14 protein-coding genes are annotated in these 17,359 nt (G+C 63.4%); 5 read left to right on the top strand and 9 right to left on the bottom strand.

Annotation, left to right across the window (positions count from 1 at the left end):
- Nucleotides 1-2: 2 nt before the first annotated feature.
- From NL532_RS18800 to NL532_RS18780, 5 genes are read right to left on the bottom strand one after another with little or no spacing between them, the layout of a single operon-like run.
- Nucleotides 3-1,208 carry a molybdopterin molybdotransferase MoeA gene (locus NL532_RS18800; RefSeq protein ID WP_023829633.1) on the bottom strand — a complete coding sequence of 402 codons (1,206 nt, stop codon included), beginning with the start codon at nt 1,206-1,208 and terminating at the stop codon, nt 3-5.
- Nucleotides 1,209-1,691, bottom strand: coding sequence for a cyclic pyranopterin monophosphate synthase MoaC (moaC, locus tag NL532_RS18795; protein WP_023819950.1), 483 nt, complete (start codon nt 1,689-1,691; stop codon nt 1,209-1,211).
- Between the two features lie 2 nt (nt 1,692-1,693).
- Nucleotides 1,694-2,506, bottom strand: a complete 813-nt coding sequence (trpC, locus tag NL532_RS18790) for an indole-3-glycerol phosphate synthase TrpC (RefSeq protein WP_023688562.1) — start codon at nt 2,504-2,506, stop codon at nt 1,694-1,696.
- 3 nt (nt 2,507-2,509) lie between these two features.
- Nucleotides 2,510-3,520: an anthranilate phosphoribosyltransferase gene (gene trpD, locus NL532_RS18785; RefSeq protein ID WP_023829632.1), complete on the bottom strand. Its 1,011-nt coding sequence runs from the start codon at nt 3,518-3,520 to the stop codon at nt 2,510-2,512.
- A gap of 31 nt (nt 3,521-3,551) precedes the next feature.
- Nucleotides 3,552-5,447, bottom strand: a complete 1,896-nt coding sequence (locus NL532_RS18780) for a peptidylprolyl isomerase (RefSeq protein WP_023829631.1) — start codon at nt 5,445-5,447, stop codon at nt 3,552-3,554.
- 147 nt (nt 5,448-5,594) lie between these two features.
- On the opposite strand from NL532_RS18780, the gene tpiA reads away from it, so the two are divergent.
- From tpiA to NL532_RS18755, 5 genes are all read left to right on the top strand, one after another.
- Nucleotides 5,595-6,365 (top strand): triose-phosphate isomerase, encoded by a 771-nt coding sequence (tpiA, locus tag NL532_RS18775; protein WP_023688559.1) that lies wholly within the window; start codon nt 5,595-5,597, stop codon nt 6,363-6,365.
- A gap of 196 nt (nt 6,366-6,561) precedes the next feature.
- The gene (gene secG / locus NL532_RS18770) at nt 6,562-7,050 is read left to right on the top strand and encodes a preprotein translocase subunit SecG (protein ID WP_023693455.1); all 489 of its coding nucleotides are present in this window, start codon (nt 6,562-6,564) and stop codon (nt 7,048-7,050) included.
- 201 nt (nt 7,051-7,251) lie between these two features.
- On the top strand, nt 7,252-8,370 hold the full coding sequence (locus NL532_RS18765; RefSeq protein WP_023693456.1) for a L,D-transpeptidase: 1,119 nt from the start codon (nt 7,252-7,254) through the stop codon (nt 8,368-8,370).
- 154 nt (nt 8,371-8,524) lie between these two features.
- Nucleotides 8,525-10,162 (top strand): CTP synthase, encoded by a 1,638-nt coding sequence (gene pyrG / locus NL532_RS18760; RefSeq protein ID WP_081725397.1) that lies wholly within the window; start codon nt 8,525-8,527, stop codon nt 10,160-10,162.
- Between the two features lie 24 nt (nt 10,163-10,186).
- Nucleotides 10,187-10,732 carry a DUF1697 domain-containing protein gene (locus NL532_RS18755; protein ID WP_023830059.1) on the top strand — a complete coding sequence of 182 codons (546 nt, stop codon included), beginning with the start codon at nt 10,187-10,189 and terminating at the stop codon, nt 10,730-10,732.
- A 62-nt stretch (nt 10,733-10,794) separates the two neighbouring features.
- Here NL532_RS18755 and NL532_RS18750 read toward each other — a convergent pair whose 3' ends face one another.
- The 4 genes from NL532_RS18750 to NL532_RS18735 form a co-directional block, all read right to left on the bottom strand.
- Nucleotides 10,795-12,252, bottom strand: a complete 1,458-nt coding sequence (locus NL532_RS18750; protein ID WP_023688556.1) for an NCS1 family nucleobase:cation symporter-1 — start codon at nt 12,250-12,252, stop codon at nt 10,795-10,797.
- A gap of 200 nt (nt 12,253-12,452) precedes the next feature.
- Nucleotides 12,453-13,241: a trehalose-phosphatase gene (gene otsB / locus NL532_RS18745; RefSeq protein ID WP_023702849.1), complete on the bottom strand. Its 789-nt coding sequence runs from the start codon at nt 13,239-13,241 to the stop codon at nt 12,453-12,455.
- On the bottom strand, nt 13,238-15,019 hold the full coding sequence (locus NL532_RS18740; protein ID WP_023830060.1) for an alpha,alpha-trehalose-phosphate synthase (UDP-forming): 1,782 nt from the start codon (nt 15,017-15,019) through the stop codon (nt 13,238-13,240). Before NL532_RS18740 ends, otsB begins: the two co-directional genes overlap by 4 nt.
- Before the next feature lie 144 nt (nt 15,020-15,163).
- Nucleotides 15,164-17,326: an amylo-alpha-1,6-glucosidase gene (locus tag NL532_RS18735; RefSeq protein ID WP_023724401.1), complete on the bottom strand. Its 2,163-nt coding sequence runs from the start codon at nt 17,324-17,326 to the stop codon at nt 15,164-15,166.
- Between the last annotated feature and the right edge of the window lie 33 nt (nt 17,327-17,359).

The following is a 17,359-nucleotide window of genomic DNA, read 5'->3' as shown; positions in this document are numbered from 1 at the left end:
CTTCAGCGCAACATCAGAACGCTGCAAGCGGCGCCTGCTTCTGCCGCCGGAGCGAAGGGCTCGCGCACGATCAGGCCGTTGGCGTCGGCCAGCATTCTCAGCATCGAGGAATCCTGGATGCCGAACGGCGTCGCCACCAATGCGCCGGCTTCTTCCCGGACCACGGCGCGCACATAGTCTTGCCTTAGATCATTGGCCGGCATCGCGGCGCCAAGCTGAGCCTGGCGGATGTCCTGCCGGTGGGGACGGCCGCCGAGCTGCGCCAACAGCGGCTTCAGGAACAATTGCGAGCAGACCAGGCTCGCCACCGGATTGCCGGGCAGGCCGATGCACCTGATATCGCCCAGCCGCCCGAACATCAGCGGCTTGCCCGGGCGCATGGCGAGCTTCCAGAAGTCGAGGTTCATGCCTTCGCCGGTCAGCACGTCATGGACGAGATCATGGTCGCCGACCGAGGCGCCGCCGAGCGTGACGATGACGTCGGCTTTCGCATCGACCGCCTTTTTCACCAGCGCCGCGATCGCTTCCTTGCGATCGGCCGCTATACCGAGATCGAGCGCGCGAGCGCCGACCGACTGCGCCACAGCAGCGACGCCATAGGCGTTGGACGAGATGATCTGGTCGGGGCCAGGTTCGCTGCCCGGTGGCAGCAATTCGTCGCCGGTGGCGATTATGGCGACCAGCGGCCGTTGCACCACGTTCAGCCGGGAATGATTGGCCGACGCCGCCAGCGACAATGCAGCCGGATCGAGCACGCGGCCTTTTTCCAGCAGCACGTCGCCTTGCGCAAAATCCAGTCCAAGGCGGCGGATATTGCGGTTCTTCGCCGTCGGTTCGGTGACCTCGATCCGGCTACCGCCGAGATCGCGGACATTTTCCTGGATGACGATGGTGTCTGCGCCTTCAGGCAGCGGCGCGCCGGTGAAGACGCGCACGGCCTCGGATTTACCAACTGTGCCGTCAAAGCGGCGCCCTGCGGGCGCCATGCCGATCACCGAAAGCCGCGCCGGAGCGGACGCCACATCCTGCGCCCGTGCGGCATAGCCGTCCATGGCAGATGCATTGAAAGGCGGCTGGGTACGCAGCGCCACGACCGGCTCCACCAGCACCCGGCCGGCCGCATCCGCCAGCGCGACGCTTTCACCGGGCAACGCCACAGCGCCGTCGAGGAGGCGTTGAAGCGCCTCGGCGACCGGAACCAGCACCATTTACGAACCCGCCTTGTAGTCGCCGGACTTGCCGCCGGTCTTTTCCACCAGCTTTATACCGGAAATCACCATGGCGCGGTCGACCGCCTTGGCCATGTCGTAAATGGTCAGGCACGCGACAGATGCCGCGGTCAGCGCCTCCATCTCGACCCCGGTCTTGCCGGTGACGCGGGCAAGCGCGGTGACCCTGAGGCCGGGCAGCGTGGTGTCCGGTTCGATGTCGACCGACACCTTGGTCAAAAGCAGCGGATGGCAGAGCGGAATCAGCTCATGCGTCTTCTTGGCCGCCATGATGCCGGCAATGCGCGCGGTACCCAGCACATCGCCCTTCTTGGCGTCGCCGTCGAGGATCATCTTCAGGGTTTCGGCCCGCATCGAGACAAAGCCCTCGGCGACCGCCGTGCGCGTCGTCTCCGCCTTGTCGCCGACATCGACCATGTTGGCCTCGCCCTTGGCGCCGAGATGGGTGAGGGCGGCTGCCATCCTCAGATGGCCTCTGCCTTCGCCTTGCCTGTCAAAAGCAGCCGCGTTGCCGCAGCGACATCCTCTTGCCGCATCAGGCTCTCGCCGACGAGGAAGGTGCTGATGCCGGTCTTTTGCATCCTGAAGCAATCGTCGTGGGTGAAAATGCCGCTCTCGCTGACCAGCAATCGGCCGCCCGGCACCATCGACGCCAGCCGTTCCGAGGTCTCGAGGCTGGTCTCGAATGTTCTCAGATTGCGGTTGTTGATGCCGATCAGCTGCGACGAGAGTTTTACCGCGCGCTGCGTCTCGGCCTCGTCATGCACCTCGATCAGCGCGTCCATGCCGAGTTCGAACGCGGTCGCTTCCAATTCGCTCGCCAAGGCATCATCGACGCTGGCCATGATGATCAGGATGGCATCGGCGCCCCATGCGCGAGCCTCGTAGACCTGGTAAGGGTCGAACAGGAAATCCTTGCGCAGCGCGGGCAGGGACACTGCCTTGCGTGCATTGGTGAGAAATTCCGGCGCGCCCTGGAAGGATGGCGCATCGGTCAGCACCGAAAGACAGGCGGCACCGCCTTTCTCATAGGCCTGCGCCAGTGCGGGCGGGTCGAAATCGGCACGGATCAAGCCTTTGGAAGGGCTTGCCTTTTTGATCTCGGCGATCAGGCCGAAGCTGCCCGATCTGCGCTTCGCCTCAAGCGCCCTCAGAAAGCCACGCGGTGCGTCGGCATCCTTGGCTCGCGCCTTGATCTCGGCCAACGGTATCCGCGCCTTCGCCGCCGCGATCTCGTCGCGTTTGTAGGCCTCGATCTTGCGCAGAATGTCAGCCACGGCTCATCCGTTCGAAATCTCGACCAGCCTGTCGAGCACGCCCAGCGCCCGGCCGCTGTCGATGGCCTGTGTGGCCGCGGCCATGCCGTCGGCAAGCGTCGTCGCCTTGCCGGCTACCACCATGCCGGCGCCGGCATTCATCAGCACCGTATCGCGATAGGCGCCGGCAGCACCGCCCAGCATGTCGCGCAACGCCTTGGCATTGTAGGCGGCATCGCCGCCGCGCAGCTCGTCCTTGCTGTGGCGCTGCAGGCCGACCGCTTCCGGGGTGAGCGTGAAATGACGGATCTCGCCACCGGCCAGTTCCGCAACCACAGTCTCGCCGGTGGTAGTGATCTCGTCATAGCCGTCGCCATGGACGACCCAGGCATGCTCGGTGCCCAGCGCCTTCAATGTCTCGGCCACCGGCACGATCCATTCCGGCAGGAACACGCCGACCACCTGCCTGCTGACGCCGGCCGGATTGGACAGCGGTCCGAGCAGGTTGAAGATGGTGCGCGTGCCGAGCTCGACGCGGGTCGGGCCGACATGCTTCATCGCCGGGTGGTGCGCAGGTGCGAACATGAAGCCGACGCCGGCATCCTGGATGCAGCGGCCGATTACCTCTGGTGGGATATCGATCTTGACGCCGAGCGCGACCAGCACATCGGCAGCGCCCGTCAGCGACGACAGGCCCCGATTGCCGTGCTTGGCGACCGGCACGCCGCAGCCAGCAATGACGAAGGCCGAAGCGGTCGAGATGTTGACTGAATGCGAATTGTCGCCGCCGGTGCCGACGATGTCGATTGCGCCCTCAGGAGCTTCGACGCGCAGCATCTTGGCACGCATGGTGGCGACGGCCCCGGAAATCTCGCTCACCGTCTCGCCGCGCACACGCAAGGCCATCAGGAAGCCGCCGATCTGGCCCGGCGTCGCGTCGCCAGACATGATGATGTCGAAAGCTTCGCGCGCTTCCTCGAAGGTAAGCCCGGTTCCCGTGGCGACCTTGGCGATATGGGTCTTCAGGGCGCTCATTCGGCCAAGACGTTCATTGGGCTAGGGCCATTCATTGGGCGAGGGCTTGGGCAACGGCGGCCTGGTCGACGCTGACGGCGTACTGCGTCTGCAACTGCGCCACCAACTGGTCGAGCAGATCGTCGGACATGCCTTGCGTGAAGGATTTTTGCGCATCGTCGGGTACCGAGCTGGCGTCGGCTCCGGCCGGCTCGAACACTTCGGCGACCTTGAACAGGATCTGGCCGTCGCCGGTGGGCGAGGGGATCAGCCCGGTGCCGCCTTCGCCGACGCCGAACATCGCAGCAGCACCCTCCTTGCCGAAATCGACATCGTCGGCCTCGCGCTTCACGCCGCGCTTGGTCTGCTTTTCAAGCTTCAGTTCGCCGGCGATGACGTCGAGTGTGGTGCCAGCCTTGAGGCGCTTGTCGAGTTCGTCTGCTTTCGCGGTCAGCCGCTTGGTCGTTTCCTCTGTCGTCCAGTCCGCCACCACGCGCTGGCGGACTTCGTCCAGCGTGCGGTCGCGAGCCGGCGTGATCGATGTCAGTTCATAGAACACGAAGCCGTTGTTAGGGGTGGTCAGGGCTTGATTCTCGGTGTTGGGCTCGGCCTGGAACACCGCCTTGATGAGGTCCGGCGATGCCGGCAGGTCCTTGATGATGGTGCCGTCCGGCTTGAGGCCGGTGCGGTCTATGGCCTCGACGGTAACGTCCTTGAGCTTGAGTTTGGCGGCGGCTTCGGCCAGCGTGCTGCCGGCGGCGCGGGTGTCTTCGTAATTGTCGTGCACGTCGAGCAGGATGCGGCTTGCTTCGCCAAGCGCCAGATCCTTGCGGATCTGGTCTGACACTTCGGCCAGCGGCTTCACCGTTTCCGGTTTGATCTCGGTAACGCGCAAAAGCACCGGACCGAACGCGCCCTGGACGACCGGGCTGACTTCGTTGACGGCAAGCGCGAATGCGGCATCGGCGACCGCCTTGTCGGTGATCTTATCCTTGGAGAGCGTGCCGAGCAGCGTGTCGGCCGGGGTCTTGCCCTGCGCGGTGACGATCTTGTCGAAAGTGGCGCCCGTCTTCAGCGAATCGGATGCCGCCTTGGCGGCGTCCGCGGAAGGAAACACCAGCTGTTCGATGGTGCGCATTTCCGGCGTGGTGTAGCGGCCCTTGTTCTTGTTGTAGTCGTCGCTGACCTGCTGGTCCGTTACGGCGCTGACATCCATGATGTCTTCGGGCTCGAGCCGGACATAGGAGAATTTGCGGTATTCTGGCGCCGCGTAGGTTTTCTTGTTGGCCTCGAAATAAGCCTGAAGCACGCTGTCGGATGGCGCCTCGATCGGCTCCACCAACGCCTTTGGCAAGATCAGATAGTCGATGGTGCGGTCTTCGCCGCGATAGAGCGCAACTGCCTTGAAGAAGGTATCCGGAGCCTTGAGCCCGTCCGAAACCGCTTCGACGATCTGCTGGCGCACCGCCACCTGAGCCCGGTTCTTCAGATAATCCTCCGGCCGCATTCCCAGTTCGCGCAGGCGGGATTCGAACAGCCGGCGGTCGAACTGGCCATTCGGGCCCTGGAAGGCGGGTTCCTGCCGCGTCAGTTCGGCCAGCCTGTCCTTGGAGAAGCCAAGCCCGAGCTTGCGCGCCTGTTCGTCGAGGACGGCGCCGGACACCAACTGAGCCAGCACCTGGTTGTCGATGCCATAGGCCTTGGCCTGGTCGCGGCTGATGCGCTGGCCGATCTGCTGTTGCAGCATGGCGATCTGGCGATCGTAGGCGAGGCGGTATTCGGTGATCGACACGGTGGTGCTGCCGGCGGTGATCACCGCATGATGGCCAGCCAGGAAGCCGCCCGTCATCCGCGTGGTGACGCCCCAGGCAAGGAAACTCAACACCAGCAGCGACAGCAGGGCTTTCGCGACCCAGGTCCCTGCCGCGCTTCTCAATATACCAAGCATTGTTACTTCCGATTTTTGCGCAGTTTTGCGTGCGCCCGAGTCTGAAACAAGCGCAATAGCGCCCTTCCGGCTCACTGTCGATTGCTTTGTGGCCTGATTTTGATAGGGAGGGCGAGACCCCAATGTCGCCCGGAGAACCAGATCCCCATGACGCCAGGAATTCGACCGCTCGTTGCCGGCAACTGGAAAATGAACGGCACCAGCGCTTCGCTGAACGAGCTCAGGATGATCGGCAACGGCTTCATGAGCGGGCTCGACGCAGAGACCGAAGCATTGGTCTGCGTGCCGGCGACCTTACTGTCGCGCGCCGTCGAAATCCTGTCGCGCACGCCGGTGCGGGCCGGTGGCGAGGACTGCCACATCAAGGAAAGCGGCGCCTTCACCGGCTGCGTCTCAGCCGAGATGCTGAAGGATGCGGGCGCCAGCCACGTCATTGTCGGCCATTCCGAGTGCCGCGAACAGCGCAGCGAGGACGATGCCATCGTCCTCGCCAAGGCCTCGGCGGCGTGGCGGGCAGGGCTCGTCGCCATCATCTGCATCGGCGAGACCAAGGCCGAGCGCGAAGCGGGCACAGCACTCGACGTGTTATCGCGCCAGGTCGCCGGCTCGGTGCCACCGAGCGCAACGCCCGCCAACACCGTTATCGCCTACGAGCCGGTATGGGCTATCGGCACCGGCCTGACGCCGACCGCCGAAGACGTGGCGGAGGCGCACGCGCATATCCGCCAAAAACTGGCGGAAGCGCTCGGCGCAGCCGTGGCCGGCAAGATGCGCATCCTCTATGGCGGCTCGGTCAAGGCGTCCAACGCTGTCGAACTGCTAGGCGTCAAAAACGTCGATGGCGCGCTGGTTGGCGGCGCCAGCCTGAAGGCGTCCGACTTTCTCGCCATCGCCGAGGCATACCAGAATATCTCGTAGGCCCCGGAATTTCGTTGCCGACCAGTTCGGTCATAGACTTATGAACGCAGCAGTTCGGCGGAAATCGTTGCAAAGGGCGCATTGCTTCCCATATTCCGGCCACGGGCTTGGAAATGCCGTTAAAGCATTGTATGGAGCCGCCTCCAAATCACCGGCCCTGATCGCCAGGGAGCGGCAGGGCTTGCCAGGATAAAATATGGAAACCGTACTGATCGTCATCCACCTCATGGTCGTGCTCGCCCTTGTCGGCGTGGTGCTGCTGCAACGCTCCGAAGGCGGTGGTCTCGGCATTGGCGGCGGTTCCGGTTTCATGACCGCGCGTGGCGCCGCCAATGCGCTGACGCGGGCGACGGCGATCCTGGCCGCGGCCTTCTTCGTGACGTCGCTGACACTCTCGATCGTTGCCCGCTATGGCGAAAAACCGATCGACATTCTCGACCGCGTGCCGGCCGACAGCGGCAACGGCGTGCTCAATCAGTTGCCCGGCACGACGGCGCCGACGCCGCCTTCGGGCAACACCGCACCGGCCGCGCCCGCGGCCAACGGCGCCGCCACCACGCCGCCCGCCACCACGGCCCCGGCGACGGCTCCATCTCCGGCGACGCCACCTGCAACCGATTCGGCTACGCCGCCGGCTACCAATGGCGTTACCTTGCCGGTGACACCGCAGGTTCCGAACCAGTAGTCGGTAGCGTCAGATGCCGCGATCTGTTGTTGTTTCAACACAGTCGCGGCAAATGGCACACGATCACGAAGATTCGACCGCACCCCGTGCTTGAGGCCCGTACGCCACTTCGATTATAGATTGCCGGCGGCACTTTCTGCGCCCTTGGGGGGCGCCGGGCGACGCCGTGGGCAACAAGCATTGAACGATCGGATCTTCGCCATGCAGCTTCGCAGCTTCATTTTCATGGGGTTTTGTGCCGTATTCGGCATGAGCTCCGCGGTCTTCGCCGGCACTCCGGCAATGACCTCACCGCAGGCGGTTGGCAAAACCGCTGTCATCAACGTCGCCGCCAAGAGCGATGCGACGCAGCTGAAGCTTCTCAAGAAGAAGAAAAACCCGAGCCCGGATGATCTGGCTCAGATCAGCAAGCTCGAAGACAAGATCGCCGCCGACAGGGATCTCGCCCGCGTCAAGGCGCTCGAGGCCCGCAAGCTGGCGATGCGCGATGCGGCGAAAGCCAGGGCCGATGCCCAGCGCCAGGCGTTCCTGGCAAGCAAGGGCAAGCCGGTCGTGGTTGCCGACGCCAAGCCAGGCAAGAAGACCACCAAGATCATCGCTCCGGTTGACCCGATCGCGCCGATCGAGCCGATCGAATCGGCTGAACCGCTTCCGGCCGAAGCGATGAATATCGCGCTGACCGGCAACAATGGCGAATTGCGCAGCGAGGCCCCGGGCCAGAAGCCGACGAGCGGCGGACTGTTCGCCGGCCTGTTCGGCGGCACGTCCTCTGCCTCGTCGATTGCCTATCTCCCCGAAACGCGCGCGCTCGACCAGGCTCTCGCCAAGCGGCAAGCCAAGAAGCAGTTCAAGGTGAAGCCGGAATTCGTGCCGCAGGACGTCGAATTCAGCGGCTATGAGCCGGGTACGATCGTCATCGATACCAGCGCGCGCCGCCTCTACCTCGTCGAATCGGCTTTCACCGCCCGCCGCTATGCGATCGCGGTCGGCCGCGAAGGCCTGCAGTTCAAGGGCAAGGTTGCCGTTGGCGACAAGCAGGAATGGCCGCGCTGGATCCCGACGCTCGACATGCAGAAGCGCGAACCCAAGCATTATGGCCAGTACAAGGACGGAATGCCCGGCGGCGGCCAGAACCCGCTCGGCGCCCGCGCCATCTATCTCTACGACGGCAAGAAGGACACGCATCTGCGCATCCACGGCACCATCGCGCCGCAGTCGATCGGAACCAGCGCCTCCAATGGCTGCTTCCGCATGATCAACGAGCACGTCATGGACCTCTACAGCCGCGTCAGGGTCGGCACCAAGGTCGTCATCATCTGACGCTTTCACAAACCTGCCGAAAGGGCCGGCTTTTGCCGGCCCTTTTGTTTTGACCAAAACACCAGTCTCGAACCTCGGGACTATCGCGCCTTCTCTGGAAAAAGCCTCAGCGGCGGTTTTTTCTCTGGCGGAATCAATTCGGCCGCGTTAAGCGATGACTCCCATGGCGCGATATGTATTCATCACAGGCGGCGTGGTTTCCTCACTTGGAAAAGGCATCGCTGCAGCGGCCCTTGGGGCTCTCTTGCAGGCGCGAGGCTATCGCGCACGCATCAAAAAGCTCGATCCCTATCTCAATGTCGATCCCGGAACGATGTCGCCTTACCAGCATGGCGAGGTTTTCGTCACCGATGACGGCGCCGAGACCGATCTCGATCTTGGCCATTACGAGCGCTTCACCGGCCGCTCGGCCAACCAGCAGGACAACATCACCACCGGCCGCATCTACAAGAACATCATCGAGCGCGAACGGCGCGGCGACTATCTCGGCGCCACCGTGCAGGTCATTCCGCATGTCACCGACGAGATCAAGAATTTCGTGCTCGACGGCAATGACGACTATGATTTCGTGCTGTGCGAGATCGGCGGCACGGTTGGCGATATCGAGGCGATGCCGTTTCTCGAGGCGATCCGTCAGCTCGGCAACGATCTGCCGCGCAACAACGCCGTCTATGTCCACCTGACCTTGATGCCTTACATCCCGACGGCCGGCGAGTTGAAGACCAAGCCGACCCAGCATTCGGTCAAGGAACTGCGCGGCATCGGCATCGCGCCCGATATCCTGCTGGTCCGCGCCGACCGCGCCATCCCCAAGGAAGAGCGCAGAAAACTGTCGCTGTTCTGCAATGTGCGCGAAAGTGCCGTCATCCAGGCGCTCGACGTGCCCCACATCTATGACGTGCCGATGGCTTACCACAAGGAAGGGCTCGATTCGGAAGTGCTGGCCGCCTTCGGTATCGATCCGGCGCCGAAGCCACGTATGGAGCCCTGGCAGGCCGTGTCCAACCGCATCCACAATCCGGAAGGCGAGGTGACGATTGCCATTGTCGGCAAATACACCGGCCTCAAGGATGCCTACAAATCGCTGATCGAGGCTTTGTCGCATGGCGGCATGGCCAACCGCGTCAAGGTCAAGCTCGACTGGATCGAGAGCGAGATTTTCGAGAAGGAAGACCCCACGCCGTGGCTGGAAAAGGTGCACGGCATCCTGGTGCCCGGCGGCTTCGGCGAGCGCGGCTCGGAAGGCAAGATCCTGGCGGCGAAATTCGCCCGCGAGCGCAAGGTGCCGTATTTCGGCATCTGCTTCGGCATGCAGATGGCCTGCATCGAGGCGGCGCGCTCGCTGGCCGGCGTCGAACACGCCTCGTCGACCGAATTCGGTCCGACCGACGAGCCGGTCGTCGGCCTGATGACCGAATGGCTGAAAGGCAACATGCTGGAGAAGCGCCGCGAAACCGGCGATCTCGGCGGCACCATGCGGCTTGGCGCCTATCAGGCTGAACTCGCCAAGGGTTCGAAGATCGCCGACATCTATGGCGACACCCAGATTTCCGAGCGCCATCGCCACCGCTACGAGGTCAATATCGACTACAAGGAGCGGCTGGAAGATTGCGGCCTGGTGTTTGCCGGCATGTCGCCCGACGGCGTGCTGCCGGAAACGGTCGAATACCCCGACCATCCCTGGTTCATCGGCGTCCAGTACCATCCGGAGCTGAAGAGCCGGCCGCTTGAGCCGCATCCCCTGTTCGCCAGCTTCATCTCGGCCGCGGTGGACCAGTCGCGACTGGTCTAGGGCCACGGTGAGGTTTCGCAGCTGATGCAGACCTATGTTGCGCTGCTCTACAGCATTATCCTCGGCGAAGGCCGCCGGGTCGTCATGGCCGACCTCAAGGCGATGGCTGAACAGCTTGGGCTGAAGAACCCGCGCACCCTGGTGGCGACCGGCAATCTGGTCTTCGAGACACGGGCGACCGGCATCGCCAAGCTGGAACAGCGGCTGGAAACGGCCTTCGAAAAAACCTTCGGCCGCAACGTCGTCATCATCGTGCGCACTGCCGAGGATTGGCTGAAACTTGCCGCCGGCAACCCATTCCCGGCCGACTCTGCCGAGGCAGGCGATCAGGTGGCTGTGCGGGTGATGCGCAAGCCAGCGCCAGCGGATGGTGTGGCCGCGCTCCAGGCCTATGCCGCGGAGGACGAGAAGGTGGCTTCGGTCAACGGTGACATCTGGGTCGTCTTTTCGCGCGAGCGGCCAAGCTCGCGGCTGCTCGCTGCCATGAACCACAAGCGCATGGGCATCGGCACCGCACGCAACTGGAACACGGTGCGGAGGTTGGCTGAGATGGTAGGGAGTAGGGAGTAGGGAGTAGGGAGTTATACTATTCCCACTGACTACTGACTACTGACTACTCCCTATCTCTCATTTCACGCCTTTGCCGTCCTGGCCCCTGCGCCAAGGGCGGCGGTGCGAAGGACGTAGTAGATGACCCCTGCAATGCCGACGCCGAAGAACCAGCCATAAACGCCCCACCATGCCGGCAGCAAGTTGGTGAAGTTCGGCAGGACCGAGGAGAAGATGGCGCCGATGCCGGCGGCTATGAAGGCGTTGACGTGCCAGCCGCCCTGGAAGCGGAACTCGCCATCTTCGCGGTACAGTGCCTCGACGTCGACCTCGCCCTTCCGGATCAGATAGTAGTCGACCATCATCACCCCGAAGATCGGCCCCATCGTCGCGCCGATGACGTTGACGAAAGACGCGGCACTGCCTTCCCACGGCGCGAAGGGATAAAGCACCAGCGCGATCACGGCCGCGATATAGCCGCCCTTCTTGAAGTCGATCTGCCGGGGAAAGACATTGGAGAAGTCGAAGGCCGGCGAGACGAAGTTTGCCACCACATTGATGCCGAGCGTTGCCACGGCAAAAGTCAGGGCTGCAAGCGCTGCCAGGAACCAGCTGTCGAATTTCGCCGAGATCTGGTCGGGATGCAGAAGCACTTCGCCATAGACGTCGAAGGCAGCGATGGTGGTCACGCCGGCGACCAGCGAGAACAGGATGAGATTGATCGGCAGGCCCCAGATGTTGCCCTTGCGCAGCGATGCCTTGTCTGGGGCATAGCGGGCGAAATCGCAGAAATTGAGATAGAGCGCCGAGAAATAGGTGACCCAGATCGCGGCCACCGCAAACAGCGACGTCCAGGAGCCAGGGGTTCCGGGTACGCCGGCATCCTTTGTCTTGTCGAGCAGCACATCCATCGGGATGTCGCTGGTAAAGGCAAATCTCCCGGATTTTACACAGAGATAGATCGCCAGGATCAACATCATCACCCACACCGCCGGGCCGGCCCAATCCTGGAAGCGGCGCACCGTTTCCATGCCGTTCTGGATGATCAGCAATTGCAGTGCCCAGATGACCACAAAACAGATCACTTCCAGACCCGTATGGCCGAGGAAATGCGTGTTGGCGTTGAAATCGGCGAACCATTGCGAGCGGATCAGCAACGCCACGATCGCGCCCGATGCCGCCGCCGTCTGCGCGCCGTACCAGAAGCAGGCGACGATGGCGCGCACCAGGGCCGGAATGTTGGCGCCCCAGATGCCGAAGGAGGCGCGCGCCAGCACGGGGTAGGGCACGCCGGTCTTCACGCCGGCATAGCCGACCATGTTCATCAGCGCGTAGATGATCAGCGAACCGATGCCGATGGCGATGATGAAATTGACGAAGCCGCCGCAAAACAGGAACAGGCTTGCGGCGAGATAATAGCCCCAGAGGCTGTGGACGTCCGACGTCCAGACGTTGAAGATCGAGAACGGCCCCCAGTTTCGGACTTTGGCCGGAGCCAGATCCTCATTGTATAGATCAGGTGATGCGCCTTGTATGGTCACTGCGATGTCCTCCCCTTGATGCCGCACGCGCCCTCACGCGTCGACTGCGCAGGTTATGCCTGACGCAGGGGAACCGGCAAGCAATCCATTTGCCGGCTTTGGCCTTAAAGATATTCAATGAGAACAGCGCTTATCGATCGGCTTTTGGCGAAGGTCGGCGCAATCGCGGCGATCTTGATTCGACCCGCAGACGGCAGGGATCAGGACGCTTTGCGGTTGAGGGCCGGTGATGCGTCGAAATTGGCGGCAAGCCAAGCTATCGCGCAGGTGACATCATCGAGCCTGTATTGGGCCACGGTCGGCCCACGCGGCTTGACCCGGATCGAGATGCCGCCGGCCTCGTTGATCGCCTCGAAACCGTTTTCGTCGGCGGTGTCGTCGCCGAGAAAGACCGGCCGGCGTCCGGCAAAGGGCGGGATTGCCATGAAACGCCGCACGGCAGCGCCCTTGGCGGCTTCGAGCGGCATGAGTTCGACGCCGGCATTGCCCGGGATAACCCGATAGCCCTTGGGAAGCTCGGTCAAAGCCTGTTCGACAAGATGCGTTGCCCTGGCCAGCAGATGCGGCGCCGCACGCGTATGGATGGCGAGGATCGGACCCTTGCGCTCGATATGAACAAGGCCGTCATCGAGTTCGGCCTCGATGGCGTCGGCAAGGGCAGCGATATCGGCGGGAGCATCCGCGGTAACGACCGGGCCGTCCGGCGTCAGCCGGTGTTCCAGCCCATAGAGACCGGCAACACGCAGCTTCAACGGATGAAACAGGCGGTCGGCGCCCTCGACCGAGCGGCCGGTGATAAAGGCGACGGCGCCGTCCAGCCGTTTGTCGACGGCGCCGAGGAGGTTGCGCAGTTCGTCGCTCACGGACACGGCGTCGGGGTGCGCGGCGTGCTCCAGCAATGTGCCGTCGATGTCGAGGAAAAGCGCCCATTGTCCTTCCGGCAGGTCGGGTGCGGTTGGCAGGCCCGGTGCTTTCGACAGGCTATTCATGACGCCACCTTCCGCATGCGGTCGAACAGTGAGACGATGTTGCTGCCGGTGTTTGCGGGCCGCTCGGCGACACTTGTCGCTCTTTCGAGGTCGCCGCGTTTGCGCAGGCGCGCCGCATCGAGCAGCATGCTGCCGGCCCAGCGAAAGACATTGTTGTCGCGCACTATTTCGCGCATCGGGCGCATGCGCTCGCGTTGTTCGTCCGGTGACATGGTCAGCGCCTGCAGCAGCACCTGGCTCATCATCGCCGCGTCGTAAGGATTGACGATCAGTGCTTCCAGCAGTTCGCGCGACGCGCCGGCAAACGTGCTGAGCAACAGCACGCCCTGTTCGTCGTCACGCGCGGCGACGAATTCCTTGGCTACGAGGTTCATGCCGTCATGCAGGCTGGTGACCATGCAGATGTCGGCGGCGCGATAGATCTCATAGACCTGTTGCTGCGAATGGTGCTCAGCCACCATGACCACGGGCTTGTAGCCGTCATGACCGTAGCGCTGGTTGAGCTCGTTGGCATAACGCAGGCATTCATCGTGCAATTGCTGGTACGCCGGCAGCGTGCCGCGGCTTGGGGCAGCAATCTGCAGGAACACTACCTTGCCGATCCACTCGGGGTGGCGCGTAAACAATTCGTCCAGCGCATGGAAGCGGTCGAGGATGCCCTTGGTGTAGTCCAGGCGCTCGACGCCGACGCACAGCTTGACGTCCGCCGACAGGCCGAACCGCTCACGCAGGCGGGCGCGGCTTTCCTCGACCGGTGACAGTTTGGCCAGGAGTTCGGCCGGCCATTCGATGGAGATGGGATAGGCGTGCACCAGTGTCGTCCGCCCGCCATACGAGATCGCGGCGTCGGCGCGCTCGATCCGGCTTTCCAGGAACCTGTCTACGCTTTCAGTGAAATTATTGGCATGAAACTGGGTGTGAAAGCCGATGATCGAGCTCCCGAGCAGTCCATCAAGAACGCGTTCGCGCCATGGGCAGATGCTGAACACTTCGGAGTTCGGCCACGGGATGTGCCAGAAGGTGATGATGATCGCCTCCGGCAGGCGCTCGCGGATCATGCGCGGCAGGAGCGCGAAATGGTAATCCTGAACCAGCACGATCGGCCGCTCATTGCGCGCCTCGGCAACCACCATATCGGCGAATTTGCGGTTGACGGCCTCATAGGCCTCCCAGTCCGAGGCACGGAAGACCGGCCGTGTGAAGGCGATATGGCAGAGCGGCCAAAGCCCTTCATTGGCAAAGCCGAGATAATAGCCCTGATATTCGTCGTCGCTCAGCCACACGCGGCGCAGCGTATAGGACGGATTGTCCGGCGGCACCTGAACCCGATCGTTGCTGTCGACCGTCAGACGATCCGCAGTTCCGCCGCCATAGGCGATCCAGGTGCCGCTGCAGGCGCGGGTGATAGGCTCAAGCGCCGACACCAGGCCGCTGGCCGGCACCAGAAGCTCGACGCCGTCGTCCTTGATGTTGTGGATATAGGGTTCTCGGTTCGAGACGACGATGACCTGCGCGTCCGGCAGGTCGTCGGCAAGTATCTTGCGCAAGGTGTCGGGCGACCAGTTCACCAGCGCCGCGTCGGGAGATTGTCCATTCTTCTCGAACTCCCGCAAAACCTTGCGCGTCGCTTCCGATGCGACGTCCTCGCCGGCAGTCGGTGCAACCGTCAAGCTATGGCTACGACGTTGCCTGGAGATCGATAACAGAACGGCTAGAATCGAAAGGCCAAGGCTTGCAAGGATCAAGACCCAGAGCAGGGCCATGCCATAATCGGTCATTCCAATTCCAACTCAATTTTGGCCGTCAGGGCCTTTTTCTTCATGGTTCCATTTGAGTGTTCGCAGCCGACGATCGCCCGTGAGAACCTGTGTTTTTTGCAACGCACAAACCCTGGGATCGGTTCCCGTTGAAAGCCGTTCCGATCATGTCCGCACGATCAGCGGAACCAGCCCTTCATGGCGGTCGGCGAGAAAGGCGACGACGCGGTCGCCGACACGCTGGAAGGTAAGATCGACCCTCTTTTCGCCGACACCCAGATGCCTGAGCGTCAGCGTATCGATGCCGATCGGCAAACGGGGTCGAGTGACGTGGATTTCGCCGTTCCAGCCGTCGATTTCCAGACCGAGGCACGCCTGCATCAGCATGAAGGCCGAGCCTGCCGACCACGCTTGCGGCAGGCAGGCGACGGGGTAGGCGATCGGCGCTTCGCCCGGCGAGCGGGTGAAGCCGCAGAACAGTTCCGGCAGTCGCATGTTGAAATGCACTGCCGATTCGAACGTACCGCTCATCAGCCGCACCACGCTGTCACGCTCGCCGAACCGCGCCAGGCCGGCGCCGCACATCGCCGTGTCATGCGGCCAGATGGAACCATTGTGGTACGACATCGGGTTGAACAGCACAGCATCGTCGGAAAGCGTTCGCACCCCCCAGCCGGAGTGGAAGGAAGCCGAAAGCAACTGGTCGGCGACCATCTTAGCCCGCGCCGGTTCGGGCAGGCCGACATAGAGCAGGTGTCCGGCATTCGAGGTGCGCACCTTGCACGGCTCTCCGGCGCCGTCGATCGCCAGCGCATAGAAGCCGAGATCGTCCAGCCAGAAATCACGCTCGACGGCGATCCGCATCTCTTCGGCGCGATTTTCCCAGTGCTCGGCCTGCGCGAACTCGCCCCGGCGGCGGGCGAGAGCGGCAAGGCCCCTGAAGGCGGCGAAGACATAACCCTGCACTTCGACCAGCGCGATCGGCCCCTTGGGAATGCGCCCGTCGGCGTGGAAGACCGAGTCGAAGCTGTCCTTCCAGCCTTGGTTCGCAAGGCCGGATTCGGCAGCGCGCTGATAGGTGACGAAGCCGGTTGCGCGGCTCGCCTCTTCCGTCCACTTGGCGGCGGCGCAGAGAGACGGCCACAGGCTGGCGATGAAGTCCATGTCGCCGGTGCGCTCGGCATAGGCGCAAGCGAGGTGGATGTAGAGCGGCGTGGTATCGACGCCGCCATAGTAGCGGCCGAAGGGTAGCTCCTGCAGCGCCACCATCTCGCCCTTGCGCGTCTCGTGCATGATCTTGCCGGGCTGCGAGTCGCTGAAAGGCGATGTCTCGGTCGCCTGGTGCTGGGCGAGGAAGGCAAGCACGCCGCGCGCCAGGCCGGGGTTGAGCCATAGCATCTGCAGCGCCGAGATGACGCCGTCACGGCCGAAGGCCGTCGAAAACCAGGGGATGCCGGCATAGGGGTAAGGGCCGGTCGACAGCTCGGTGGTCAGCAAGGCGACATCGGCGCGAGCGCGTTCGACCCAATCGTTGAAGACGCGGCCCGAACTGTGCACCGTCGCGCCATGGCGGCGCTTGGCCCGCATGCCGAAACGGGCGCGCGCCGCGGCCGCCCGGAAGCGGTCGCGGTCGGGCGTTTCGGTCAGTTCCGCGCCGACCTCGACGTAAAGCATCTTGCTGCTGCGCTTGGTCACTGCGATGAGGAAATCCGCGCGCTCGGCGCTCAACTGGTCTGGCGGCTGCGAGAACGAGATCGCCGACACCCGCGCCAGCCCGTCCAGTCCGTCATAGCGCAGCAGCACCGAGGCAGGCGCGATCTCCGCTGCATGCGCCATTCCGCGCTTCGGCCGGGTCGAACCGCGCACCTCGAACATGTCGCGGAAATCGGCGGCAAAATGCAGCGAGACGCGGATTGCCGAATGCTCCTGGCTGTAGTTGGAAAGGGTGATGCGCTCGAACAGCCGGTCCTGCCACAACAGCCTGACGCGCTCGATATGGATGGCGCCCTGCGGGATGTCGCGGCCACCGGCGCTTTGCATCGGCAAATTGGTCAAATTGCTGGTGAACAGCACATTGTCCTGGCTGAGCGAGGCGCCGAGCAGCGATGTCTGCCGGCCGCCGACGGTGAGCCTGAACTCCGACAGCACCCGCGTGTCGTCACGGAAGAAACCGTCGCCCGCGCCCCTGATATCGCCGTAGGCATCGGCCACGGCAAAACAGTCGCCTTGCTTTAGGGCAAACAGCCGGTGCGGCTCGCGCGGCGCGGTTTCGTCCAGGGAGGCAAGGGCCACGGCAGGGTCGAGCTTGCGCTCGTCAAGTTCGGTCATCAGTCACAAATCTCTGTTTCGGGCTCGGAACGT

The sequence above is a fragment of the Mesorhizobium sp. C120A genome, from assembly GCF_030323105.1.
Taxonomy (GTDB): domain Bacteria; phylum Pseudomonadota; class Alphaproteobacteria; order Rhizobiales; family Rhizobiaceae; genus Mesorhizobium.
Note: the sequence above shows the minus strand (reverse complement) of the source record. Positions and strands in the feature narration are given on the sequence as shown.